Origin of the sequence: Edaphovirga cremea (assembly GCF_003332275.1) — a bacterium.
Classification (GTDB): domain Bacteria; phylum Pseudomonadota; class Gammaproteobacteria; order Enterobacterales; family Enterobacteriaceae; genus Edaphovirga; species Edaphovirga cremea.
Genome location: NZ_QOVA01000021.1, coordinates 42,311 through 68,319, shown reverse-complemented (window position 1 = coordinate 68,319; position 26,009 = coordinate 42,311). Strand labels below are relative to the sequence as shown.

The window sequence follows — 26,009 nt, the reverse complement described above, 5'->3', positions numbered from 1 at the left end:
TTTACGGGCCGTAAGTAATCCATAGATGCAAATGTCAGATCGCGATGCGCCTGTTAGGGCGCGGCTGGCAAGAGAGCCTTATAGGCGCATATGAAAAACCTCCGGCTATGCCGGAGGATATTTATTTGGGATAAGTTGTAAATTAATAAAAATCTTAGTCTTGCAGAGGTTTTTCTCGGTGGTCATTCTGGGGAGGCGATGGCGATTATTGTTATGGTGTGGACATTTATGAATGAGCTTGAGAAAATTTTGTGCCCGTAAGGTGAAGTATAAAAGGAGAAAAAAAACGCAAATAATGTCTATTTTTCGCGCAAGTAGCCCTGGGGCTGCTACGCGACTATCACTTTATTGTATCTTCCGGCATAAAAATTTCCCCTGAATGACGCCATCGAAGAATCGTCCTTTGGAGGTGATTTTAGGCGAAATAAAATCTTTGTAAATTCGTTCCGGCACATTTATATACTGATATACGCTATTATCTTTAAACTCTATTTCCAGTGTATTTTGTTCATGATCATATCCAATCGATTGGATCCTGGCTGATGGAACAGTTTCTCGGCGCAATGGGTTTTCCTCCGTCATTGGGTAGTTTAATAAACTATAAAGCATTTTGAATACGTAGTCTTGATGTAGTTCCTTTCTGCTGAAGAAAGATGAGTTTTTCCCGGGAGCAGGGCTAATTTTACCTCAGCGATACCATTGCTGTATGGGAATGAGAACGAGTTACCGGTTACAACCATCGAAAATTGAGATCAATCCTACACTTTCTTCCCGCCAACTCTTCCCGCCAAGTTTCGCAGCCGGACGGTGATGTTTCGCCATCATCCGGGGGCGAACCCACGAAATCATAATCCCATGACGTTGTCGCCGAGTACGGACATCGGTGCATGTACTTTTATAAATAGTGCTTTTATCAACAGTCCTTTTCTATAACAGTTGACCCAGCTTTTTCTGTTAACTGCTATACATGCGATAACAGTTGCTGTGCTAGGATCTTCTTATCAGGCTCCATTATGCCAAGTACAGAAGAGGTTAATTCGATGGATGCAATCAAGGCAATCCTGGTCAAAGAGATTGACCAAATCAATCAGCAGGAACAGCGCGACGGGAAACCGCGTTTTAACACGGAATTCGCCATCAAGCATCCTTACCTCTGTATCGCCATGCTGGTGGGTTACATCGCGGTCGGTGCGGTGATGTATGTATCGCCTTATATGGGTACTGACTGGTTTATCGGTTTTACCGCGTTTGTGGTGTTGGTGTCATGCATGCTGCTGTTCGAAATCCGTCCGGTCTATCGCTACGAGGACATCGGTGTGCTGGATCTCAGGGTGTGTTACAACGGAGAATGGTACTTCAGTCGCGAACTGACCAAACAGGCGGTGAACGAAATCCTGCAACATCCCAAGGTCAGTAGCGCCTTGAAATCAAGAATTACGGCGATTGTAAACAACAAGGGTGCCATTGATTTTTATGACGTCTATGACGTCGCCCGCAAGGAACAGCAGCAACCCCTTTCCCAGCCTCATACCGCGCATTGATTATCTCGCCCCCAGTCCGTGTTCTTCTCGCCGCAGGCCGCTCCTGCGGTGGTGACGAATTTCATTGATATCTGCAATGACAATCAGGGTATAATTGTCATGTTGATATGAGTAGGGAGCGAATGATGAAGATGCTCAGCAATGAAGCCGAATACCGGAACTGGATTATGCGGGAACTGTTTCTAACATCCCCAACGGGAGAGGTCATGCCCTTTGCCGACCAGGAAGTGGACGACTTTATTTTTGATGCCCGACCGGTTGAATATCCCTGTATTGCGGTAATGGCCCAATCCATGGCCGATCCGACTTTGTGTGAACCCAAATTTGTCTATAAAGAACAGGTATTTGATTGGGCGCATCAGATGGGTTTTGGTTTTGATAGTTAACAGGCTATCTCTACTCACTATGTTATCTGCTAACTATATCTCTACTAATTATGTCTCTACTAACCATGTCTCGGCTAACCAGAGTATCTACGCCCGACGGTTGCAAATCCCTACGCCGTACAGGCTGTAAGCAAACGGGGCTACTGCACCATTTTTGCATGGCAACCAACACTTTTTGTCAGCTATACTCTGAAGCTTGAGCACGAGGAGCCTATGATGAGTGACGATATTTTTGATTTTGATATAGATGCCGAGCTGGAAAAGGCCGCAAGTAAAGTCCAGCAAAAAGCGTCTGAAGTTCCTGAGCCATTACAGGACGAAGACGACTGCGAAGGTTGCAAAATTTAATATAAAACCGCTACGGCGGTTTTTTCATTTATAAGTCTCATCGAGTATACATGTAAGTGGTATTTACTTGGTGAATATATATTTTTATTTGATTGAGTAAGTAATGTAAATTTCCAATCCTGCCTTGCTTGATTCTTATTAATTGGCTATTTTCTTAAGCAAGATAATAATGATCTGTTATTTATCCCACCACGCCAAGAAAATTTTGCTGACTGATGTCAGCGTCACTCTATTCTATAACAGCAATTTATCTGTGATGACAGTAAGGCAAGACTATGCAGCTACTTTATGATGACTATGAATACCGTTCCTGGATAATGCGTGAGTATTTCCTCATCGATGGATTGGATAATGCCACAGTGCTAAGTGATGAAGAACTCGATGAATTCTTGTTTGAGACCAGACCAGATTCTTATCCCTGTGTCGCATTGATGGCTCCGTCATTGAATAATCCTATCGTTTGCGACGTTCATTTTATTTATCGCGAACAAGTATCCGACTGGGCATGCAAGATGGGACTCATGGTTAATTAGTTCTTTTGCATAAGTCACACAATGTGGTAGTTGCATTATTGAATTATATATTTCACAACAGTTGAATCCCTGAATTTATTGCAGGGTAGTCTCCTGCAAATTAAAAACCAGCCCGAAGGCTGGTTGGGTATATGGAGCTTGCCTGCCCCCAGTCGGATTATCCTTGTCACGAACATTTAGGATAGTTCGACTGTTAACGGGAAGTCGAGGTAGTCGTTGACGTTGAGGTTGAGGTTGATGTACCGGTTCCGCCATCCGGGTCGCAGGCTGACGCAAGAGCGGCGACACTACCCGCCACGAGGCTTGCATTTGCCCCAGTTGCTGCACCGGCACTTGAACTTGCCGCAATTTCAGCACCCGCTATACCCGCAGCGAATGCGGCTGATGCGCTGGCCAGGTAGAGTGCTAGAGCAGTAAAGCTCAAAACTTTCGACATGATAGTCTCCTTGCTTTTTGGGTTGATAACAAATAGCCGTAAAGCAAGATCAGTCTAGAGAGTGTGAACGGCATTACATATAAGAATATGACTAAAAACAGTATTTAATGCTGCTGCTGTGAAAAATAAAAGACAATTCAATCAATAAGATGAGGTTTATGTGCTTTACATAGATGAAATGAGTATAGATGAGGCGGTGCGGTGGAAAAATGTACAACGACCGCATCCCTCGGTCGAAGTAGTCCGTATGTGGAAATAAACGGTACGTATACATAAACAGTACGTAGAAAAAGACAGTACGTATAAGCGAATGACCCACTAGTGACGACGGTCGCTCAGTAGCGATTTCTTACGGTTTTCGCGCAGGTGTTTGTAAAAAGAAAAACCGGTTATCGCAATCAGTGCTGCCACGATAAATAAAGCGCCTGTACTCATAATGCCCCCTATAGCGAAGATGATGTGTACGAGAGGCATTGTCAGGGTAATGGAAACTATTGGCAATCAGACCATTCTGTATCGTGCAGAATCACGCCCCGACGGATTATCGTCGGGGCAAAAGTGTCAATGCTGTGGTTTACCGGAGAAGAGGAATCTTAACAGTGGGACTCTTTTGTGGATCTCGTACAGCATGAAAGCAATAGAGAAGACAAATACCAACCCCAGCAGGAAACCCAGGCCATTGCTGCAGATCCGCGGCGTGATGAAGGCACCATAAATCAACGTGAGCGGATGGTGTACGAGGTAGACAAAAAGCGAGGCATTGACCAGGTAGGTGACTCGCACAGAGTGGCTGTTAAGTAAATAGTGGCCGCTTGAAAAGACCACATTGACCATCAGAATCCCTACCAGCGAGGTGATGATGGTGTCCAGTTCAGGGGAGAAGTACGCTTTGGTGTTCAGATGCTGGTTGGCGACGTACGCAATCAGCAATAAAAGAGAGCCCACAAACGCATAGGGTGACGGTTTAAGGAACAGTTGTTTCAACCATTCATATTTAAATGCATACGCGCCGATCACGAAGAACGGCAGATAAAAAAGTGACTGCAATACGACAAAATTAAAAAGGCTGTTGAATAATAAATCCGGGTCAATGATCAATATCGTCCGCTGCAACAGAGCATAAAAAAGACTGAAAATAAAAATATAGAATGAGACTTTTCCTAACGTGGTCATCCGACTAATTGGAAATGGAATGCGATTCTTCTTAATTTGTTTTATTTTTTTAAAGATAAAAAAACTGACGCAAGTAAGAATACACAGCGTTAACAGGAACCATAAATGTGAAACCAACTCCCAGATTCCAACATTTATTTTTTCATAAAGATTGAAATTATCCCAATCTTGCAATCGGTCAGTGAAATTCTTCAGCAGGAAAAATTGCGGAATAGTAATCAGGGGGAACGCAGTAAGCAGTGGTATTGCAACGCGCTCAAGACGGACCTTCAGCCAGCGGTGTGATTCATAGCGCTCATAGAGCATGTACGAAAAATAGCCAGAGATAACAAAGAATACTTGCATGCGAAATGCGTGGATCACGTCATTAAGCACCGTCAGCGTGTCGGAGGGTGTATAGCTGTTGACCGCCCATTGATGACTCGAGTAAATCAGAGAAAGATGAAAAGGAATACCGAGCAGCATCAAATACGCCCGGATCGAGTCGAGAAAATATTCTCTTTCACTAGTATTTTTTTTCATATGTATCCATGTTTTTAAACTCATGGTGATTTTAATGCTTATTAAGTCAGCAGAAGTAAATCACATACAAAACCCTACTATACCATTTGGCAATTTTCCATAGCCTCTTTATCTGGCGCTTGGTACCCTTAATGGTAGCTATGCGCTCAAACTGTCCGCAAACAGTCAGCTATAGAGATGAACCAACCATTTATGATGTTGTCGGAAAGCTGAATAATCCTTTAATATGGACATTGAAAGATTTGAGCACTCGAAAGGGGGGGATGTGCGAGTAAATAAATTATCCAACGAGGCACGCGTTGCAAAAATCCGCGTGCTTGCTGCTGCAGTAGTGATGGCATTGATCACTTCTCCGGCATGGGCATTTTCTATCGACGATGTGGCCCAGCAAGCGAAAACGCTGGCGGGCAAAGGATTTGAAGCTCCAAAGAGCAATCTTCCTTCGCAGTTTCGCGACATGAAATTCGCGGACTATCAACAGATCCAGTTCAATCATGACAAAGCCTACTGGAATAAGCTGAATACCCCATTCAAGCTGGAGTTCTACCATCAGGGGATGTATTTCGATACGCCGGTCAAAATCAACGAAGTGACGGCCACCAGCGTTCAGCAGATCAAATACAACCCGGATTACTTCAACTTCGGCTCCGTGAAACACGATCCTGACGCCGTGAAAAACCTCGGCTTCGCCGGTTTCCGTATTCTTTACCCGATCAATAAAGCCGATAAAAGCGACGAAATAATGAGCGTGCTCGGTGCCAGCTATTTCCGCGTGGTTGGGAAAGGGCAGGTCTACGGTCTGTCTGCGCGCGGGCTGGCCATTGACACGGCACTCGCCTCGGGCGAAGAGTTCCCACGTTTTCGCGAGTTCTGGATCGAGCGTCCTAATCCGGATGAAAAACATCTGGTGATTTATGCCTTGCTGGATTCCCCACGCGCAACCGGTGCCTATCGTTTCGATCTCTATCCAGGTCGCGACACCACCGTTGACGTCCAGGCGAAAGTCTTTATGCGCGACAAAGTGGGTAAACTGGGTATTGCCCCGCTAACCAGTATGTTCTTGTTCGGGCCAAACCAACCGTCGCCAACGCTGAATTATCGTCCTGCCTTGCATGACTCCAATGGCCTGTCGATTCATGCCGGGAATGGCGAATGGATCTGGCGTCCGCTGAATAATCCGAAGCACTTGGCAGTCAGCACGTATACTATCGAGAATCCGAAAGGCTTTGGCCTGTTGCAGCGTGGCCGTGAATTCAGTCGCTTTGAAGATCTCGACGACCGCTACGATTTGCGTCCAAGTGGTTGGGTCGAGACCAAAGGCGATTGGGGCAAAGGTAAAGTTGAGCTGGTGGAAATTCCTACTGCCGATGAAACCAACGACAACATTGTGGCGTTCTGGACACCGGAACAACTGCCTGACGCTGGCAAATCCCTGGATCTGAATTATCGCCTGCACTTCACGCGTGATGAAGAAAAACTGCATTCACAGGATATGGCGTATGTGAAGCAGACCATGCGCTCGACGGGTGATGTGAAACAATCCAACCTGATTCGCGAACCCGATGGCAGCGTCGCCTTCCTGGTCGATTTTGTCGGCCCGGTTCTGAAATCCCTGAAAGGTGATACACCGCTGGCCTCGCAGGTCAGTATTGGGGACAACGGTGAACTGGTTGAAAATAGTGTTCGCTATAATCCGGTAACCAAAGGCTGGCGTCTCACCCTGCGTATCAAGGTCAAAGATGCCAAGAAGCCTATAGAGATGCGGGCTGCACTGATTAATGGCGATAAAACGTTGAGTGAAACCTGGAGCTATCAGCTGCCTGCCAATGAATAAGTCAACGCATTTAACTCAAGAGTATATCGATGCCTTGCCCCTGACCGGGGAACGGAAAGCGGCGCTTGAAAGCCAGCTTTCTGGCGCAGATGACCAGGCTTTTGTCGAACTGCACCGCCATTTGGGCGGTGTAACGTCTTCTTTGGGTGAAGCGCCGCACGGTGAACAGCCAGATGACGATGCACCCCTCGCGTCGGTGAAAGCCCGTCTGGAAGCCGCATGGCCCGATGCATTGAATGACGGCAAGGTCCTTGGCGAGGACGCCGAAGGGCGCACTACGCTCAAAGCCATGCCGCCAGTCAAGCGCTCGCGTATGTTTCCGGAAGCCTGGCGGACCAATCCGTTGGCGCGCTTTTGGGACTCCCTGTTGGGGCGCAGCAGTGTGCCTAAACACTATGCGTCGCTGGAGATGGCGGAATCAGAGAAAAAGTGGCGTGCCGTGGGTTCAGTGCGCCGTTATATCCTGCTGACGCTGATGCTGGTCCAGACCGCCATTGCCACCTGGTACATGAAGACGATTCTGCCTTATCAGGGTTGGGCGTTGATTGACCCGATGGAAATGGTGAAACAGGACTGGATGCAGTCCCTGTTGCAGCTTCTTCCCTATATCTTGCAAACCGGGATTCTGGTGCTCTTTGCTGTGCTCTTCTGTTGGGTATCGGCAGGGTTCTGGACTGCGCTGATGGGCTTCCTGCAACTGCTGATTGGCAAAGACCGGTACAGTATTTCTGCCTCCGTGGTGGGTAATGAACCGTTGAATCCGGCGCATCGTACGGCGCTGATCATGCCGATCTGTAACGAGGACGTTGAGCGGGTGTTTGCCGGTTTGCGTGCCACCTACGAATCGGTCGCGGTGACGGGCGATCTCGATCAGTTCGATATCTATGTGCTGAGCGACAGCTACGATCCCGATATCTGTGTTGCCGAGCAAAAAGCCTGGCTGGAAGTGTGCCGTGATGTTGATGGGCATGGGCGGATTTTCTACCGCCGCCGCCGCCGCCGCGTGAAACGCAAAAGCGGAAACATCGATGACTGGTGCCGCCGTTGGGGTGGGGATTACAGCTATATGGTCATTCTTGACGCCGACAGCGTCATGAGTGGCGGCTGTCTGACCGGACTTGCGCGCCTGATGGATGCCAACCCGCATGCGGGGATCATTCAGTCTGCGCCAAAAGCCTCCGGGATGGATACGCTGTACGCCCGTCTGCAACAGTTCGCCACGCGTGTCTACGGACCCTTGTTTACCGCCGGTCTGCATTACTGGCAATTGGGCGAGTCGCACTATTGGGGGCATAACGCCATCATTCGTGTGAAACCCTTCATTGAACACTGCGCCCTGGCACCGCTGCCGGGTGAGGGCTCGTTCGCCGGTTCAATCATGTCGCATGACTTCGTGGAAGCCGCGTTGATGCGCCGTGCTGGTTGGGGCGTCTGGATTGCCTACGATCTGCCGGGCAGTTATGAGGAGTTGCCGCCAAACCTGCTGGACGAACTGAAACGCGATCGTCGCTGGTGTCATGGCAACCTGATGAACTTCCGGCTGTTTCTGGTGAAAGGTATGCATCCGGTTCACCGTGCGGTGTTCCTGACCGGGGTCATGTCCTATTTGTCTGCGCCGTTGTGGTTTATGTTCCTCGCGCTCTCCACGGCCTTGCAAGTGGTGCACACGCTGATGGAGCCGCAGTACTTCCTGCAGCCGCGACAGCTGTTCCCGGTTTGGCCGCAATGGCGTCCTGAACTGGCGATCGCCCTGTTTTCAACGACATTGATTCTGCTGTTCCTGCCCAAACTGCTCAGTATTATTTTGATCTGGGCGAAGGGGGCGAAGGAGTTCGGTGGCGGGGTTCGGTTATTTTTCTCCATGCTGATGGAAATGCTGTTCTCCGTTTTGCTGGCGCCGGTGCGCATGTTGTTCCACACCGTCTTTGTGGTCAGTGCTTTCCTGGGCTGGGAAGTGGTGTGGAATTCACCGCAGCGCGATGACGATGATACGCCGTGGGGCGAAGCCTTTGCCCGACACGGTTCACAGTTGCTGCTCGGGCTGGTTTGGGCTGGCGGCGTGGCGTGGTTGGATCTGCGTTTCCTCTGGTGGCTTTCGCCGATTGTGTTCTCGCTGATTCTGTCACCGATCGTCTCGGTGCTTTCCAGCCGGGCAACGTTGGGGATCCGCAGCAAACGGGCGAAGCTGTTCCTGATCCCTGAGGAGTATTCTCCGCCGCGTGAACTGGTGGCGACCGATGAATATCTGCAACTCAATCGTGAACGCGCCCTGGAAAATGGCTTCATGCACGCCGTTGTTGATCCTTCTTTCAATGCGCTGGCCAGCGCGATGGCAACCTCACGCCACCGCCTACGCGCGGCGATTGAACGCTGGCGTGTCGAACGTCTTGAACATGCGTTGCAAGCCGGGCCTGCGAAATTGGCGAAAGCCGAACGTTTGACCCTGCTGAGCGACCCGGTACTGTTGGCACGCCTGCACTCCCGGGTGTGGCGCCAGCCAGACGTTCATCAGCAGTGGAGCGACTACTACCGTCAGCTTCCGCGCAACGAACGGGCTTTCCCTGTGGGTAAATAGCCTGCAATAAAGCAGAGTCAGGATCGTCCAATAAAGGGCAGGGTGCACAGGCATTCTGCCCTTTTGCTTTATATGAGGGAGGTAAACGGAGCGAGAGGTGATGTGAGAATTTCAGCGCAGCTTTACGCCGTCTTAACCTTAAGCCGATAAATCCTATGTTATGATTATTTCGGTCTATCGATTATTTTATGAAAATTATTAAGTGAGTCTGGCAAGGTGAGATTTCAATTCGTGGTGCGGTTAAGCGTGCTGCTGCTGGCAGTGACGACGCTGTCAGGCTGTGGCAGCATCATCAGCCGGACTTTTCCAGGTCAGGGACATGGCAATCAATATTATCCCGGTGTGCAGTGGGATCTGCGTGACTCGCCCTGGCGCTATATCACTGTCATCGATGTACCACTTTCGATGATCGTGGATACCTTTATGTTACCGATCGACGCGCGGCACGGGCCTTACGAGTAGCGCGCGGAACATGACCATCAGCCGCACCCGTATGCGGCTGAAAATGGCATTATTTCTCGTCCCACTCATCCGCAGCGGCTTCGCCTTCTTCGGTATCCAGCGGCGGTTCAAGCTGGAATTCCCCTTCATCCCACTCATGCAGCGTATTTTCTTCCTGCCACTCCTGACGCAACTCCTCCTCATCAAAATCACCCTCAAAAATAGCTTCGGCGGCAGCACCGCTGCGAAATGGCAGGACATCAGCAACTTCTATTTCATCCGTCGTGAATATCGCCGCCCACATAATATCGCCATCCTGCACGACATATTTTTGCAGATGGAACTGTTGAGGTGGCGGCGTTTCGTCCTCGCCATACTCGTCAAGCGTTGATTCGATATACTCTTCACGCGCGGTTTCGATAGCTTCGTCCAGCGTTGCATACATGCTCATTGGTGTTCTCCTTTGTGGCGGCAATTAATCGAGGCTGCGACGAATAATGCGCAGGTTATGAGTTGCTTATAACGATTTAATTGTTGTCGGAGATGCTGAGGATGCAAGTTTTTCGCTGAGCTTTATGCAATAAATTTTTTTATGCTGCGTAGCTGCGCACATGGCTGACAATGCGCTATTTCTATGGAGAAATAGCCGCAATAGGGGAGTTCAGTAGTGAATTATCCGGTTATTCTGATTTCAGTTGCGCTCGCCGGGGGCCGCGTTGCAGGCACCACCACGAATAGATCGCATTGAACAACACCACGCATGCCGTTACACCAAATACCGCACGGAAACCAAAATTGGCAGACACCGCCGCCCCGAGCAGGGGGCCGGTGACGTTACCGACATCCCGGAACGATTGGTTATAACTGAAAATCCGCCCTGCAACCTGATTGGTACAGTTGTAAATCAGCAATGTTTGCACGGCGGGTAACAGTGCGCCGTCACAGGCACCGAGCATAAAACGCAATACACCCAACTGGAAGGGTGATTGCACAAAAGCCATCGGGATCAGTACCAGAATCGACAGTGCCATCATCGCAATCAAAATACGTTCCGGCCCTATTCTATCGCCAAGCTTGCCCAGTCGCGGGGCGCTCATCAACGCGGCAACGCCGGGCACGGAAGCAATCATCCCGCTGATAAATGCCAGATTATGGGTAGTTCCCGCCAATTCCCTGACATAGAGCGTCAGAATGGGGGCGATAGATCCGGTGGCAACCTGAATGATCATTGTAGTGACAAACAGACACAGCACCAATTTGGGATTTTTGAGTGAAGCAAACACCTGCCGACCGTTCAGCATGTCTTTCTTCTTGACGGGGACAAACTGTTCCTTGATGAAAAACAGGGTCAGCAGAAAACAGAGGAACAGAACCGTTGCGGTAATAAAAAAGACCGGACGCAAGCCGTAGAGGTCGGCCAGCACGCCACCAATCAGCGGGCCAATCAATGCGCCGCTCACCGCACCCGTTGACAGCGTTCCCAAAGCCCAACCACTTTTGTTTCTGGGGATTTGCGTGGCGATCAACGCGTTGGCGTTGGGGACAAATCCACCCAAAAGTCCGAGTACGGCGCGCAGCCCAAGAAATTGCCAGATATTTTGCGCCATGCCCATCAGGACCATCACGATCGCCATACCCAGCGCTGAACGCAGCAGCATCAATTTACGGCCCTTGCGATCGGCGAGTCCGCCCCAGAACGGTGAGGCGATGGCGGAAAACAGAAAGGTGATACTGAACACCAGTCCAGACCACATATTCAGTTCTTCATGGCCGGTTATACCGAGGACTTCGACGTAAAGCGGCAGAAAAGGCATGACCAGACTAAAAGCAGCACCAGTAAGGAAGCATCCCAGCCAGGTAACTACAAGATTACGTTTCCAGTTAATGGGTTCTGTAGATGAAGTCATAAATTACCGGGAGAAAAGGCATTGGCGCTGGGCAAAATGCATGTCCAAAAAAACAGAGTAGAGTAAACAAACAGTTAGCCTGTTAAGTATGCGCCCGATTGGTCAGGATATCAACAAACAGCCGAGGAATAGGATTAATTTGAAAAGCGGGTTTGAATTTTCCAGAAGGGATGTTGCCTTGACCCCAAGCGGATCAAGGCAGATAAACGATAATCAACGGGAGCAAAACATTACCGATAGGATTCGTTTTTCATTACTGAATAACGACCACTGCCTAACAGCATGATGATCAGACCACCAAAGAAGTAGAGCGCTTCGGTTTCGAGTGCCCAGGCACCGACTTGGGTTAGGGTGTAAAACTTGCCCATTCCGACCAGCAGCGTCGCCACCAGTAAGTTAATGGCGTACACAAAACCGGCTGGGCGGGTGAAAATCCCCAGCAGGATCAGGATTGGGGCAACGATTTCCCCAATGAATACGCCGTAGGCAACAAAACCCGGCACGCCCTGAGCCTGCAACATACCGGAGATCCAGCCAATGCCATGCTCCACTTTTGCGACACCATGAAACAGCATCAAAATGGCAAATGTTGCCCTGAGTAATAATTTCCCGGCGTCTGGATGATCGGTAAGACGTGTGAATGCTCTGTTTGCGATGGCCAACATGATGTGTTCCTTTCTAAAAAGTAAAGTAATTGCCAGATCAATAACAACATTGATAACTACATGAATAACTACATTAATAACGCAGGTAAATTATAGGTTAAGTATGGTCGGCTAGGAGGCAGGTTGTAATTAGATAAGTTTGAAAGAGTTATTCAAAAAAACTGTTGTTGAAATGTTATCAGGACGTTTCAGTCGGCATTGCCGACTGAACACAAGATTCGGCCATAAAAATCCCACCGGCTGCGAGTGGGATTTTTATGCATCGGAATTCGTCGTTGGTCGATACCTTTAAATCATCAATACAACGAAGGCTCTCCCGGCGGACGGGTCTTAAAGCGGCGGTGCAGCCACATATATTGATCCTTGGCCTGCAAGATCTCATGCTCGACAATTTTGTTCATAAAGGCCGCGGCCTCAACCTCATTATCCAGCGGGAAATTCTCTACGGCTGGTTGCATGATCAATTCATAGCCGCGCCCATTTGGCAATCTGCGCGGGGTAAAAGGAATGATGGCCGGTTTGCCCATACGTGCCAGAAGGTAGCTTCCCGTCGTTGTGGCGGCGTTATCGACCGCAAACAGCGGGACAAACACACTGCTGCGCGGGCCATAGTCATGATCCGGGGCATACCAGATGATTTCCCCCTGTTTGAGGCTGCGAACCATGCCTTTCAGATCCTTGCGGTCGAGCATGGATTTGTTGGAGCGCATCCGTCCCCACGTCTGGACCCAATCCATCAGTTTATTGTCGTGTGGCCGATAAACACCAATACCTGGGTTATGGATGCCGAAGATACGGGCACCGAGTTCCAGCGTAAGAAAGTGAACGCCGATCAACAAAATACCCTGGTGGTTATCTTTAGCTTTTTGAATGTGCTCCAGGCCGCGCACGGTAAACCAGCGCTCCACGCGCCAGTCTGGCCAAAACCACGCCATCCCCGTTTCAATCAAACCCATCCCGACCGATTCAAAATTCTGTCGCACCAGAACATCACGCTCTGCTTTGCCCATTTGCGGGAAACACAGCTCCAGATTTCTTTGCGCAATCATCAGCCTGCGCTTGAGAAAACGCATGGAGAAGCGACCCAGCCCCGTGCCCAAACGGTACAGCAGCGGATACGGCAGCAGAACCAGCAAATAGAGAAGGCCCAGACCCAGCCAGGTCGGCCAATAGCGTGGATGTAATAATGAACGGTTGAATGAAGGAACGTGCGTCATTTTTTCTCGGGTTCATAAAGTGGTTTGAGGCAGTACGATCTTTTAGCGCGCATGCCGCGAACAGTGGCGTCATGGCATGGCAGTGTATACGGGTCGATCTCTCTGCTGACTGTTTTGCTATTGTGCCATTTTTCCTGTCCCAGGTGAAAACCGACAGGATTAATAGACAATTATAGCCCGTGAAAAGGTTAATTACCCTGTTTCACGGTTATTTTATACCCAGACATCTGGTTTGAAGGTGGGTGCAAAACATAAAATAACAAGGGATTTGAGGAAAGATGAGCAAATTCTGATGCGACGTCACCGCACCAGTACTGCTTCGGTACTGACGATTTAACGCCCAATTTTGCGGCGGCCTGTGACGAAATGGCATGAAATGTAAAATGAAATAACGCTATGTGATGGGCTTGTTTGCTGTATCATATTGCCGCCTCAAACAGAACCAGGAAAGTACACCATGCCAGTGTTACATAACCGAATTTCAAATGAGGAACTGAAGGCGCGAATGTTGGCCGAGACCGAGCCGCGCACCACAGTTTCTTTCTATAAATATTTCCATATCGATGATCCGCAGACCTTTCGCGATTGTCTGTACACATTATTTGTTGATTTGCAGGTCTTTGGCCGGATTTATGTGGCGAAAGAAGGTATCAACGCGCAAGTCAGCGTACCGCAAAGCCGTTTTGACGAGTTCAGGCAAACGCTGTTCACGAGCCACCCGGCGCTCGATCAGGTGCGGTTGAATATTGCCCTGGAAGATGACGGTAAATCATTCTGGGTTCTGCGCCTCAAAGTGCGCGAGCGGATTGTGGCGGATGGTATCGATGACGACGCGTTCGATGCGTCCAATGTAGGGTATTATCTGCGGGCGGAGGAGGTCAATCAGATGATTGACGATCCGGATACGCTGTTTGTCGATATGCGCAATCATTATGAATATGAAGTCGGGCATTTCGAAAACGCGGTAGAAGTTCCTTCTGATACTTTCCGTGACCAACTGCCGATGGCGGTTGATATGCTGCAACACGATAAAGAAAAAAACATCGTGATGTACTGCACGGGTGGAATTCGCTGCGAAAAAGCCAGTGCGTATATGCTGCACAACGGATTCAAGAATGTTTACCACGTCGAAGGTGGCATCATTGAGTATGCCCGCCGCGCCAAAGAGCAGGGTTTACCGGTTAAATTTATCGGCAAGAATTTCGTTTTTGACGAAAGAATGGGCGAGCGTATTTCTGATGATGTCATTGCCCATTGCCACCAATGCGGAACACCGTGCGATACCCATACCAATTGTCTGAATGATGGATGTCATCTGCTGTTTATCCAATGTCCGGCGTGCGCCGCGAAATTTGCAGGATGCTGTAGTGATATTTGTCAGGAAGAGCTGAAATTACCCGCAGAAGAACAGCGTGCGCGCCGCGCAGGGCGGGAAAATGGCAGTAAAATATTCAATAAATCCAGAGGATTATTGCAAGCAACCCTGCGTATTCCTGCACCGCAGGATCCACAGCAACCCGAGTAGAATTAAACGTGTCAGACGTCTCCCGTGTGGGAACCGTCTGACCTCACCTTCAGTTCCAAAACCTGCCCCTTCATGATTCACCCCGCACGTAAACGAACCCTAAACAAGATTTTGTTAACTCGCCCTCTGCTGCCAAAAACCGATCGCGATCGGTCCAGGTGTATGAAATGAAAATAAAATACCGGAAAAATTCCCAATCGGCTTCTAAGCTCAATTTATGCTCCAGGTTTTCTTACGTTCGTTACAGCATGCGCCGGAAGTAACGCTCGCGGTCAAACATCTTGAGGTTGAAGGCCAGATTATGAGTAAAATACATCGCATCGCACAGATTCTGCGCTTCACCACCGCCATTACGTTAAGCGCCTGGGCATTCACTTCCTATGTTGCTACCTCACAGGCTGCCACCTCGCAGGCCGTCACCGCGAACGCTGCGCCTCGACCGGCCGTGACGGTATCCATCATCGAGCAACAACAGCCGTCACGTGCGCTGCAATATCTGGGGCGAATCGAAGCCATTCAGGCTGTGGATGTCACCACGCGTACCGAAGGATTTATCGCCCATCGCCATTTCACCGAAGGCCAAATGGTGAAAGCGGGCGATCTGCTCTATGAAATCGACCCGGTATTGCATCACGCCACTGTCGCGCAAGCGCAGGCGCAACTGGACAGCGCGCAAGCCACCGCCAGGCATGCGCAAGTCAATCTGAGCCGTTTACAGCAACTGGGCGCGAATCGCTCGGTCAGCAAAGCAGATATCGATGCGGCGCAATCCCAGCGTGATACCGCCCGCGCCGCCGTGGCACAAGCGGAAGCCAGCCTGAAAGTCCAGCAATTGCAACTCGGTTTTACGCGCATCACCGCACCTATTTCCGGGCGAATTGGGCACAGCAATTTTAATACCGGCAGCCTGATCAATCCCGCCAGTGGCGCGTTGGTACATATTGTTCAACTGGATCCTATTCGCGTGACGATAGCGATCAATGAACGTGACTACATTGCCGCCGCTTATCAACAACCGAAGGGGGCGGAGGATCTCTCCGCCAGTCGATTTGTACCGCGTATTCAACTGGCGAACGGCAAACGTTTTTCTGAGGCCGGTACTTTTGAGTCAGTGGATAACCGCATCGACAGCCAGACGGGCACCGTGGCCGTCCGGGCGCGATTTGCCAATCCCCGGCATTTGCTGCTGCCGGGAGGCGTGGTGAATGTTGAATTGATGTCTGAAGAACAGAACGCGGTGATTATGGTGCCGATTGCGGCGCTGCAACAGGATAAGCAAGGTTTCTCGGTGCTGGTGGTGGATGCTGAGGACCGCGTGGTCGTGCGGCCGATTCAGGTCGGCGCGCAGCATCAGCAATATTACGAAGTGAAAGAAGGGTTAAGCGTGGGCGAGCGGGTCATCGTGGCCGGGTTGCAGCGCGTGCAGCCCGGCATGCTGGTCAGCGTGAGCCTGTCGGCTCCGGCTTCGGCGCAATAAAATAAGGGGAAATACCGATGCTGCATTTCTTCATTCGCCGACCGAAATTCGCCATTGTCATTGCTCTGGTGATTACGCTGGTTGGAATAGTCGCGCTGAAAGTGATACCGGTTGAGCAATACCCGGATATCACCCCGCCAGTGGTATCGGTTAGCGCGATTTATCCCGGCGCCAGCGCCCGTGACGTGGCCGAAGCGGTGGCGTCGCCCATCGAAGCGCAGGTCAACGGCGTCAGCCACATGCTGTATATGGAATCCAACAGTTCGAACAATGGCGGATATCAGCTCAATATCACTTTTGCCAGCGGCACCGATCCGGATATGGCGGCGGTCGAGGTACAGAACCGCATCTCGCAGGTCAGCGCCCAGCTTCCGGCGGAGGTGAACAACAATGGCGTGTCGGTGCGCAAACGGGCATCAAACATTCTGCTTGGGGTCAGTATTCTATCGCCGAAAGGCTCGCACAGTAATCTGTTTCTCAGTAACTACACCAGCATTCAACTGCGTGATGCTATCGCCCGTATTGATGGCGTTGGCGACGTTCAAGTATTTGGTGCCCGTGACTTCAGCATGCGCGTTTGGCTCGACCCGCAAAAGATGGAAGCGCTGAATGTCAGCGTGCAAGACCTCGTTCAGGCGTTGCAGCAACAGAACGTGCAGGCCGCCGCAGGGCAGATTGGTTCGCCGCCCAATCCCTCGCAGCAGCAACAAACCTTGACCATCAGCGGTCAGGGGCGATTGCAGGATCCGCGAGAGTTCGCGAATGTGGTGGTGCGAACCAACACTCAGGGCGGTATGGTGCGGATTGGTGATGTGGCGCGGGTGGAACTGGGGGCGCAGAATTATCAGGTCAATTCTACCCTGAACCAGATTGAGTCCGCCTTTTTGGTGGTTTATCCCACGCCGGGCGCCAATGCGCTCAACGTCGCTTCTGCTGTGCGTCAGGAGATGGCGCGCCTGTCGCAATCATTTCCTGAAGACATGGTTTATGAAATCAAATTCGATTCAACCACCTCCGTCACCGCCACGCTGGAAGAAATTACCATTGCGCTGGTATTGACGCTCAGCGTTGTACTGATCGTTGTCTATCTGTTCCTGCAAAGTTTGAGGGCGACATTCATTGTCGCGTTGACCATTCCTGTTGCACTGCTGGGGACGTTCGCGGTGCTGTATGCCTTTGGTTATTCAGCCAATACGCTGAGCCTGTTCGCGATTATTCTCGCATTGACGGTGGTGGTTGATGACGCCATCGTGGTCGTTGAAAACGTCGAGCGGTTGATGTCGCAGGATGAAACGCTGACGCCCGCCGCCGCAACCCGTCAGGCCATTACGCAAATCGCGGGTCCCATTATTGCCACCACGCTGGTATTGATGGCCGTTTTTGTGCCGATTGCGGTACTGCCGGGAATTACCGGGGAGTTATATCGCCAATTTGCCGTCACCCTCTCGGCGGCAGTCATTCTTTCGAGTATCAACGCATTGACCCTGTCGCCCGCACTCTGTGCGGCACTGCTCAAAAGACGCTCATTATCGACGCAGGGATTTTTTGGCCGGTTCAATGGCGGATTGGATCGCCTGCGCGATGGTTATGTCAATGTCACGATGCGTGCCAGCCGACGTGCGATAACCAGCGTTATCGCGCTGCTGCTGGTGGGATTTGTCACCTGGTTCGGATACAGCAAATTGCCGACGGCGTTCCTGCCGGATGAGGATCAGGGATATTTCTTCGTCAATGTGCAACTGCCGGACGGGGCCTCGCTGGACCGCACGCAGCAGGTGATGGATCAAATGAATCAGCAGGTTGCCGCGAATCCAGCGGTAGAGGATGTGATAAAAATTACCGGCTTCAGCCTGTTGAGCGGCGGGAGTTCAACCAACGCCGGGTTTGCGATCGTGCATCTTAAGCCCTGGGGCGAACGTCAGCATGTGGATACGGTTCTGGCCGATGTTCAGGCTCACCTCGCGGCGATCCCGTCGGCGATGATCATGGCGATAAACCCGCCAGCCATCAGCGGCCTGGGCAGCGCCTCCGGCTTTGATTTGCGGATTCAGGCGCTGGAAGGGCAGTCGCCGCAAGCATTGGCGCAAGTGAGTCAGGGGATTATTTTTGCCGCCAACCAAAATCCGCAACTCAGCCGCGTGTTTACCACCTTCAGCGCCTCGGTACCGCAAGTGAGTCTGGTCGTGGACAGGGATCGCGCCGCGCTGTTGCAAGTGCCCGTCAGCCGCATTTTCCAGACCCTGCAAACGTCATTGGGCGGTATGAACGTGGGTGATTTCACCATCAATAACCGGATGTTCAACGTCCAGTTGCAAAACGACATGGACTTCCGCCAACGGGCAGATCAGATTGGCCGGATCAATGTGCGCAGTGAGACGGGGGCGTTGGTGAGTCTGGCGAATCTGGTGACGCTGACGCCGTCAGTGGGCGCGCCGTTTATCGCCAACTTTAACCAGTTCCCGTCCGTGGCGGTGAGCGGTTCCGCGGCAGAGGGCGTGAGTTAGGGGCAGGCGATGCAGTCAATGGAAGCGCTCCTGGCCCAGCATCTGCCGCCGGGATATGGCTATGCCTGGAGCGGGATGTCCTGGCAAGAACAGCAGACGGGGGATCAGGCGCTATTAATTTATGTCGCCGCCCTGGTTTTTGCCTATCTGTTCCTGGTCGCCCAGTACGAAAGCTGGAGCATTCCTCTGGTGGTGATGCTTTCAGTGATCTTCGCCATTGCGGGCGCAGTGGCGGGATTGCACGCCATGGGTTTTGCCAACGATGTGTATGCGCAAATCGGTTTGGTACTGCTGATAGGCTTGGCAGCCAAGAACGCGATACTTATTGTGGAATTCTCCAAGGCGCGCCGTGAAGAGGGCGCAACGATTCTCGATGCGGCGCGGGACGGGGCGAAACAGCGCTTCCGCGCGGTGATGATGACGGCGATCTCCTTCATTCTCGGCGTATTGCCTCTGGTTTTGGCGACGGGAGCGGGGGCGCTGAGTCGGCAAATTATCGGGATTACGGTATTTGGTGGCATATTGATGGCGACAGCGGTGGGCATCGTGTTTATTCCCGCGCTGTATTTCCATATGCAACGGCTGCGCGAGTGGGTGAAAAGACCACGCTAGTGCTGCTGCCGAATATTACGCGCATGGCTGTAGATGTCGTGCGCGTCGTGCGCAGCTCATGTGAATAGCGTAAATAGCGTAAATAGCGTAAATCGTGTCATTGGGCGGGAAACTCGCTACACTGATTACCATGATAAATCATCTCCACTGAATATCTTTTCGGGCGCGTAGCCTGTTGATCAAGGAAAGGAAATGTCAAAACCAATTGTGACGCCGAGTGGCTTTAGGGTCGCCATCATGCTGGGAATGATCGTGGTTATTCTGGCGGGGGTGAAGGCGGCTTCGGAAATACTTGTCCCGTTCATTTTGGCGCTGTTTCTCGCAATTGTCCTTAATCCGCTGATCACTCTGTTAGGCAAACTGCGCGTACCGCGTGGCATCGCAATCACACTGGTTATTGTCCTGATTGTGATGATGATGCTGATGCTGATCACTATGCTTGGCTCCACGCTCAATGATTTTGCCCGCACGTTACCGCAGTATCGCGGCATGATGTTTGAAAAACTGCGCGAATTACAACAATCGGCGGATCGGGTGAATATCGATATTTCCGCAGAAGAACTGGTCAAACTCCTTGATCCCAGCCTCGCAATGAATTTCGTCACGCGTTTGCTCAGTCATCTTTCTGGTGCGCTGATGGGGATATTTATCTTACTGATGACGGTGGTATTCATGCTGTTTGAAGTGCCGCAAATCCCCAATAAACTCCAGCAAACCCTTGAGGAACCAAAAAAAGGGATGTCAGCAATCCAACGGGCGCTGGACAGCGTAACCCAATATCTGGTGATTAAAACGGTGGTGAGTGTCGTTACCGGACTGGTGATCTGGGTGATGCTGGCATTGCTTGGTATCCGCTTCGCCTTTCTCTGGGGAATGCTGGCTTTCGCGCTGAACTATATTCCAAACATAGGATCGGTCATTGCTGCCGTGCCCGCTATTATTCAGGCGCTGTTGTTCAATGGTTTTTCCGAGGGACTTGCGGTGGCGTGTGGTTATATTGCGGTCAATCTGCTGTTTGGGAATATCCTTGAACCGCGCGTCATGGGCCGCGGATTGGGTTTATCGACGCTGGTGGTTTTCATGTCATTGATATTCTGGGGATGGCTGATGGGGCCGATCGGTATGCTGCTGTCGGTGCCACTGACGATTGTCGTGAAGATAGCGCTGGAACAGACGGAGGGGGGCCAAAAATTTGCCATTATTTTAGGCGATGGAAAGATTCGGGTATAAATCGACACTGGCGAGTGCTGCGTCGTAAGGCGCGTGCCAACTTCCGCTTACTCTTGATAGATATAGATATAATACAGATCCAGGATCAATAGAATCACCCACAAGACCAGATAAATAGCCAAATGCATGCGAACGTTATTGATCAATGCGGAGATCAATTTCCTAAAGATCATCCTATAACCTTGGGTTTTGAACGGGAAAGACGATTTTATCTTTAATCACAAGGCTTTGACACCTGTTTTAACAAGCCTGCCCTCGGAGTTGCGTTGACGCCAGAGTTTACTTTTCAGTAAACCTTGGCGTTTTCAACGCGGGGCAGTGTCAGAGGGGCAACAGGCTGAATGAAGGGTTGGTTACGGGTACTGGCAGGAAGTATTTGAGAACATTATATAAGAAGCAAAATTCCAGTCGGTTACGCACCGCCGTTTTCTCAGTGATGTGCCGTTTATGGACATAGACCGTTCGGCCACTGATTGCCAATTTTTTGGCAATACGGTAATTGGGCACTTCATTCATCCATAATGAAATAATGGCCAATTCTTGTAACGTGAAGAGATTATGCTCGATATCGGGAATGTATAATGGAAAGTTGGATGGAACCGTATTGCGTAATTGCGTCAAAACAGCCGGTAACAGATTTTTATTCAAGATAAAAACTCGCTCCGTTAACATAATAGGTTGGTTTGTGATGGGGTAGGGCAAATCAATATAGATATAAAGTCTTGCGCGTTGACTGGCGGTAATGAACTCTTTGAGAACATGACACTCATCAACCTGATGACAGTAATTGCTCAAGTTTAAAAGAATAATATCAGGACAGAATTCTTTTAAAAACGGCTTGGCACTTTCAATGCTAAGCTTATGTTCCATATCTATATTTTTGATATCATTGAGAAAACAACTTGCGCCGAGACAAGTGTAATTGCATTCATCAACCATTAATACACGCATTAGACCTCCTTGTATTAAATTGAATCGATAGCCATATCCCGGAGACTTTCGAATCTGCAAAATAAAAGGTTGCGCTTATGGTGTCAATTCGGAAAAGAAAGGAAAGAAATGTGCGTTTTTACGAATATATATTTACGGTAAATGGTTCTTTATGAAGTATTTAATATGTCGATTTGTTTGTAGCCTGACAATTATCAGGCTACAACTTTTGAGTTAGGGAATAGAGAATGCAGGTGGTAAATAAGATCACTTAAAACGGCTGAGACGGAAAGGGCTCAAATCGAAGCTGCTCTCTTTGTCTTGGGCAAATTGCGTGACGATTTCGCCGAGCACGGTAGAGAATTTAAAACCATGACCACTTAACCCGGTAATAATCAGCGTATTTACCCGCTCCGGAAGGGTATCAATGATAAAATCTTCATCGGAGGTGAGATCGTAAGTGCAGGCTGCGCCACGCAGACATCCGCCTATACCCGGCAGGAAATTGCGCAGGAAATTGAAAACTTCGGTTCCATCACTGGCTACGCGACCAAAGGCTTTGCGTTGTTCAGGCCGTTCAATGGCTTGACCCCCATTGTGTTTGCCCAGTTTCAGGCCGTCTTTCCCAGCCGGAAAACCATAGAATTGATCATCATCAGATGTCTCGGCTGTAAACGCCGGGAAATGGTTTTCCTCACTGTAACGTCCGTCGGCCTGATGCCACGAGAACACTTTGCGCACCGGTTGTACGGGGAGCTCAGGGAAGAGTGCTTTCACCCAGGTTCCGGCAGTGACCGCCACTTTGCGCGCCGTATAGATTCCTTCCGGCGTGGTCACACTGACTTGCGTGCCGTCATCCGTGATATCGGTGACAGCGCAGTTGAACAATTGAGCGCATCCGGCTTCTCTGGCGAGGGTGATCAGTGTCTTGATGGCTTTCTCGCACTGCAAGAAACCGGACTGAGGTTCGAAAATGCCGACAAAATCTTCTGGCAGCGTAAATACCGGCCACTTCTCTTCGACCTGCGCGGCATCCAGAGACTGAACATTCAAGGCAAATTTTTGCGCACTCTCTTGCACGTTACAGATAAACTCTGAATGGCGATGACCAATATTCAGCACGCCACACTGATGGAATAACTGTTCTTCCGTTAGCGCATCAAGTTCATTCCACAGTTGTTGCGCCCGCAGCACCATTGGTACATAACGTTCGCCTTCGCCATACGCGTGACGAATGATTCGGGTTTCGCCGTGGTGACTTGCCGCCTGATGGGGAGGCATGGCGCTGTCGATCATCAATACCCGCAGGCCAGCTTGTGTCGCATAGTATCCTGCCGCAGAGCCTACTGAACCGCTCCCGACAACAATTAAATCATAATCCATCTTTTATTGGCTCCTCGCGGTTTTATCCGGTGATGTATTCATGATAAAGATGATTACCTGCTGATGGCAATCGCTGTCACTGTATCCCCCGCGATTCAGGGGAAATAGTAGGTTAACGGTCGCTAAAAATGTTTTGACGGGCATTAAAAAGCAAAAAGGCACCCGGTGTTAACGGTGCCTTTAAGAGATATAACCGGTGAGCCTAGTGTTTACGTCGATCAAGATCCTGGTACTCGGTTGATTCAATTTTTGCAATGCCAGCTTCTAATATTGAGATAAATTGTCTTGCAACATCAGTAGTCAACCATAGGGTTCTGTCTACCTGCGCCTCTTCCGGCGGTTGATCTGTAGAAGACAGGTAATGAAGACGGATCATCATGGCATCATAGACATCGACAGTGCTGATATCCCAACCTACTAGCGGGTGTGTCTGAATAACTTCATCTTTTCTGTCCATATAGACCCCTTATCTTGCAGTGACTAACGTGAGTGACTTGCTGAGGATCAATGCGGCTCTTTATTTAATGAGCAATTTCAGTATAAGCGTTTTAAAAGTTATTTTTAAAGAGAATCAAAATATTTACACAAAAAAACAATAATTTGTTTAATTATTGTTCAGGGATAGAAGGTTTTCGCGGCAATTACGTATTAAAAGTGCTTAACACTATAATTAGTATGGATATGATGTTTATGGCGATGGCGGCCCTGAACGAACCAAAAGTGTGCAGGGATAAAAAAGCCGGGAAGCGACGCCCGGCAAAAGTTACATCTCAGTGGTTAATCAGTCACAAACCAATCGTCCGCGCTTTCCCACGTTTCTTGTAAGATTTCTTCAATAATATCTTTATCTGTTTTCGCGCCACCCAGGACGGAAAGGTTGTTGGCACCCGCATAGCGGACCTGAACCTGAACAGGAATATCTGGAAACTGTTTAGTGATGCGTTTATTCAGCTCACCGGTAAGGGCTTCAATGGCACCCACGGGAAGAGGCTTGGTTTTATCGATTGTCACTTCAACACGCATGATTGCTCCAGCAATTGTGTATTACTGGATATTTATACAGGTTATTGATGCGCTCTTCAAGAGGCAAATGAAAAGAATGGGAAGGGCGCTTGCGCGCCCAAGACCAAATCAGACTTTACTGACTGACCAGTTCAGTTCCTGACCAGCAAGGAAAGGCACAACCGATTCGTCCCCGATCGCGATTTCTTCAGGCTGCGTGACCGGTTTGCGCACCAATTCGATGAAATCCTCATTGACTGGCAGATCGTAGAAACGCGGGCCGTTAAGGGACGTGAAGGCTTCGAAATGCTGCAACGCATTAAGCTCTTCAAACACGGTTGCATAGGCCGGAATTGCCAGCGGTGCATTGAAAACACCGGCACAACCGCAGCTCGACTCTTTGCGCAGACGCGTATGCGGCGCGGAGTCGGTGCCAAGGAAGAAACGGTCTGAACCACTGGCGACGGCTTCGCGCAGCGCCTGCTGGTGGATATTGCGTTTCAGTATAGGCAGGCAGAACAGGTGCGGACGAACCCCGCCGACCAGCATATGGTTACGGTTGAACATCAAATGCTGCGGGGTAATGGTGGCGGCGAGGTAACGATCGCCACTTTGCACATATTGCGCCGCTTCTTTGGTAGTGACGTGTTCAAAAACGATTTTCAGCTCAGGGAAATGACGGCGAATCGGATCCATCACCTCATCAATAAAACGTGCTTCACGATCGAAAATATCCACCTCTGTGTGGGTGACTTCGCCATGGATCAGCAGCGGCATACCCAGGGTTTGCATCCGCTCGAACAGTGGATAGATAGACGGGACATGCGTTACGCCATGCGTTGAATTGGTGGTCGCATTGGCGGGATAGAGCTTGGCGGCGGTAAATACACCCTCTTCGAAACCACGGGCCAGTTCGTTGACGTCCAGCGAGTCAGTCAGATAGCAGGTCATCAGCGGCGTGAAATTATGCCCGGCGGGTACGGCGGCTAAAATTCGCTCGCGGTAAGCCACGGCCTGCGCCACGGTAGCGATCGGTGGAACCAGGTTTGGCATCACAATCGCCCGGCCAAAAACCTCGCTGGTAAAAGGTACGACCGTTTTCAGCATATCGTCATCACGCAGATGGATATGCCAATCATCAGGTCGGCGGATTCTCAGAACTTGGGCATGTGAGGTCATTAAACAAAACTCCGGCATTGAATGAGAGGGCGGCCTTTATCAACAGGCGTGTTTCTGGCGGGGAGTAAGAATAAGCGTAAAGCACTTTTGATGCATCTGTTTGTTAATCCCAAGTTGAAATTGAGGTGTCGTTAGCGGCATAGTGTGGGCATCAGTTTTTTTGGTCGACGTTTCTTGTCGGCCAGTCACTATCGTTCAATGGGAGTATTATTATGGAAGTTCGTGTTGTAGCCAGTTTGACTGCAAAACCTGAGTTTATCGACGATGTTTCCGCAGCCGTCCACGAAATTATCGAGCCTAGCCGTCTTGAAATGGGGTGTTTGCAATATGATTTGCATCGGGAGAGCGAAACCACGGCGTCGTTTGTGTTCTTTGAGCGCTGGACGTCGACTGAAGCACTGGAGAAGCATAACGCCAGTGAACACTTTGCTCGCTTTGCCAAACAACTGGAAGGCAAACTGGACATACTGGATATCAAGAAACTCAAGCTGATCGCCTGAAAAGAGTTATTTGCACACGTGAGCGTATAACCAACCTTGGTTGAAAGCGATAAAAAACCCGCCGATTTTTGGCGGGTTTTTCAGTGCTG

The 26,009-nt window shown here is 50.1% G+C and carries 24 protein-coding genes and 1 pseudogene; 12 read left to right on the top strand and 13 right to left on the bottom strand.

Annotation, left to right across the window (positions count from 1 at the left end):
• Positions 1-345 precede the first annotated feature (345 nt).
• Positions 346-564, bottom strand: a complete 219-nt coding sequence (locus tag DRI82_RS19625) for a KTSC domain-containing protein (protein WP_114195606.1) — start codon at positions 562-564, stop codon at positions 346-348.
• A 476-nt stretch (positions 565-1,040) separates the two neighbouring features.
• On the opposite strand from DRI82_RS19625, the gene DRI82_RS19620 reads away from it, so the two are divergent.
• From DRI82_RS19620 to DRI82_RS19610, 4 genes are all read left to right on the top strand, one after another.
• Positions 1,041-1,541 (top strand): YlaC family protein, encoded by a 501-nt coding sequence (locus tag DRI82_RS19620; protein WP_114195601.1) that lies wholly within the window; start codon positions 1,041-1,043, stop codon positions 1,539-1,541.
• Between the two features lie 122 nt (positions 1,542-1,663).
• Entirely contained in the window at positions 1,664-1,927 is a 264-nt protein-coding gene (locus DRI82_RS19615) for a hypothetical protein (RefSeq protein WP_245956884.1), read from the top strand.
• A 213-nt stretch (positions 1,928-2,140) separates the two neighbouring features.
• Positions 2,141-2,275: a hypothetical protein gene (locus DRI82_RS24580; protein WP_281269792.1), complete on the top strand. Its 135-nt coding sequence runs from the start codon at positions 2,141-2,143 to the stop codon at positions 2,273-2,275.
• A 275-nt stretch (positions 2,276-2,550) separates the two neighbouring features.
• Complete coding sequence (locus tag DRI82_RS19610) at positions 2,551-2,808, top strand: hypothetical protein (protein WP_114195599.1); 258 nt, start codon at positions 2,551-2,553, stop codon at positions 2,806-2,808.
• Positions 2,809-3,001: 193 nt separating this feature from the next.
• Here DRI82_RS19610 and DRI82_RS19605 read toward each other — a convergent pair whose 3' ends face one another.
• The gene (locus DRI82_RS19605) at positions 3,002-3,244 is read right to left on the bottom strand and encodes a hypothetical protein (RefSeq protein WP_211317691.1); all 243 of its coding nucleotides are present in this window, start codon (positions 3,242-3,244) and stop codon (positions 3,002-3,004) included.
• Between the two features lie 561 nt (positions 3,245-3,805).
• A complete protein-coding gene (mdoC, locus tag DRI82_RS19600) occupies positions 3,806-4,939 on the bottom strand; it encodes a glucans biosynthesis protein MdoC (RefSeq protein WP_114195598.1) in 1,134 nt (377 codons plus the stop codon).
• A gap of 265 nt (positions 4,940-5,204) precedes the next feature.
• Between mdoC and DRI82_RS19595 the strand changes: the two genes are divergently transcribed.
• From DRI82_RS19595 to DRI82_RS19585, 3 genes are all read left to right on the top strand, one after another.
• Positions 5,205-6,773: a glucan biosynthesis protein G gene (locus DRI82_RS19595; RefSeq protein WP_245956883.1), complete on the top strand. Its 1,569-nt coding sequence runs from the start codon at positions 5,205-5,207 to the stop codon at positions 6,771-6,773.
• Positions 6,766-9,348, top strand: a complete 2,583-nt coding sequence (mdoH, locus tag DRI82_RS19590) for a glucans biosynthesis glucosyltransferase MdoH (protein ID WP_114195596.1) — start codon at positions 6,766-6,768, stop codon at positions 9,346-9,348. Before DRI82_RS19595 ends, mdoH begins: the two co-directional genes overlap by 8 nt.
• 216 nt (positions 9,349-9,564) lie before the next feature.
• Positions 9,565-9,810, top strand: a complete 246-nt coding sequence (locus DRI82_RS19585) for a YceK/YidQ family lipoprotein (RefSeq protein WP_114195595.1) — start codon at positions 9,565-9,567, stop codon at positions 9,808-9,810.
• Between the two features lie 49 nt (positions 9,811-9,859).
• Here the strand turns inward: DRI82_RS19585 and DRI82_RS19580 are convergent, their stop codons facing one another.
• The 4 genes from DRI82_RS19580 to DRI82_RS19565 all read right to left on the bottom strand — a co-directional run bounded on the left by DRI82_RS19580 (position 9,860) and on the right by DRI82_RS19565 (position 13,578).
• Positions 9,860-10,240 (bottom strand): MysB family protein, encoded by a 381-nt coding sequence (locus DRI82_RS19580; protein ID WP_114195594.1) that lies wholly within the window; start codon positions 10,238-10,240, stop codon positions 9,860-9,862.
• Positions 10,241-10,469: 229 nt separating this feature from the next.
• Positions 10,470-11,696, bottom strand: a complete 1,227-nt coding sequence (mdtG, locus tag DRI82_RS19575) for a multidrug efflux MFS transporter MdtG (RefSeq protein ID WP_114195593.1) — start codon at positions 11,694-11,696, stop codon at positions 10,470-10,472.
• A gap of 230 nt (positions 11,697-11,926) precedes the next feature.
• Positions 11,927-12,361 carry a DoxX family protein gene (locus tag DRI82_RS19570; protein WP_114195592.1) on the bottom strand — a complete coding sequence of 145 codons (435 nt, stop codon included), beginning with the start codon at positions 12,359-12,361 and terminating at the stop codon, positions 11,927-11,929.
• A 296-nt stretch (positions 12,362-12,657) separates the two neighbouring features.
• Positions 12,658-13,578, bottom strand: coding sequence for a Kdo(2)-lipid IV(A) acyltransferase (locus DRI82_RS19565; protein WP_114195591.1), 921 nt, complete (start codon positions 13,576-13,578; stop codon positions 12,658-12,660).
• A 457-nt stretch (positions 13,579-14,035) separates the two neighbouring features.
• Here DRI82_RS19565 and trhO point away from each other — a divergent pair, with 457 nt between their 5' ends.
• The 4 genes and pseudogenes from trhO to DRI82_RS19545 all read left to right on the top strand — a co-directional run bounded on the left by trhO (position 14,036) and on the right by DRI82_RS19545 (position 20,926).
• Positions 14,036-15,103 carry an oxygen-dependent tRNA uridine(34) hydroxylase TrhO gene (gene trhO / locus DRI82_RS19560; RefSeq protein WP_114195590.1) on the top strand — a complete coding sequence of 356 codons (1,068 nt, stop codon included), beginning with the start codon at positions 14,036-14,038 and terminating at the stop codon, positions 15,101-15,103.
• A gap of 301 nt (positions 15,104-15,404) precedes the next feature.
• Positions 15,405-16,580, top strand: a complete 1,176-nt coding sequence (locus DRI82_RS19555; RefSeq protein ID WP_114195604.1) for an efflux RND transporter periplasmic adaptor subunit — start codon at positions 15,405-15,407, stop codon at positions 16,578-16,580.
• A 17-nt stretch (positions 16,581-16,597) separates the two neighbouring features.
• A pseudogene (locus DRI82_RS19550) lies at positions 16,598-19,696 on the top strand (efflux RND transporter permease subunit).
• Positions 19,697-19,888: 192 nt separating this feature from the next.
• Positions 19,889-20,926 carry an AI-2E family transporter gene (locus DRI82_RS19545; RefSeq protein WP_114195589.1) on the top strand — a complete coding sequence of 346 codons (1,038 nt, stop codon included), beginning with the start codon at positions 19,889-19,891 and terminating at the stop codon, positions 20,924-20,926.
• 47 nt (positions 20,927-20,973) lie between these two features.
• On the opposite strand, the gene DRI82_RS19540 is transcribed toward DRI82_RS19545, so the two are convergent.
• The 6 genes from DRI82_RS19540 to pyrC form a co-directional block, all read right to left on the bottom strand.
• Positions 20,974-21,099 (bottom strand): DUF2770 family protein, encoded by a 126-nt coding sequence (locus tag DRI82_RS19540; RefSeq protein ID WP_114195588.1) that lies wholly within the window; start codon positions 21,097-21,099, stop codon positions 20,974-20,976.
• A gap of 148 nt (positions 21,100-21,247) precedes the next feature.
• Entirely contained in the window at positions 21,248-21,877 is a 630-nt protein-coding gene (locus DRI82_RS19535; RefSeq protein ID WP_114195587.1) for a LuxR C-terminal-related transcriptional regulator, read from the bottom strand.
• A gap of 246 nt (positions 21,878-22,123) precedes the next feature.
• Positions 22,124-23,239 (bottom strand): N-methyl-L-tryptophan oxidase, encoded by a 1,116-nt coding sequence (gene solA, locus DRI82_RS19530; protein WP_114195586.1) that lies wholly within the window; start codon positions 23,237-23,239, stop codon positions 22,124-22,126.
• A 202-nt stretch (positions 23,240-23,441) separates the two neighbouring features.
• The gene (gene bssS / locus DRI82_RS19525; protein WP_114195585.1) at positions 23,442-23,696 is read right to left on the bottom strand and encodes a biofilm formation regulator BssS; all 255 of its coding nucleotides are present in this window, start codon (positions 23,694-23,696) and stop codon (positions 23,442-23,444) included.
• Between the two features lie 320 nt (positions 23,697-24,016).
• Entirely contained in the window at positions 24,017-24,262 is a 246-nt protein-coding gene (gene dinI, locus DRI82_RS19520) for a DNA damage-inducible protein I (RefSeq protein ID WP_114195584.1), read from the bottom strand.
• Positions 24,263-24,370: 108 nt separating this feature from the next.
• On the bottom strand, positions 24,371-25,420 hold the full coding sequence (pyrC, locus tag DRI82_RS19515; protein ID WP_114195583.1) for a dihydroorotase: 1,050 nt from the start codon (positions 25,418-25,420) through the stop codon (positions 24,371-24,373).
• Between the two features lie 212 nt (positions 25,421-25,632).
• Here pyrC and DRI82_RS19510 point away from each other — a divergent pair, with 212 nt between their 5' ends.
• Entirely contained in the window at positions 25,633-25,920 is a 288-nt protein-coding gene (locus DRI82_RS19510) for a putative quinol monooxygenase (protein WP_114195582.1), read from the top strand.
• The last annotated feature ends 89 nt before the right edge of the window (positions 25,921-26,009 follow it).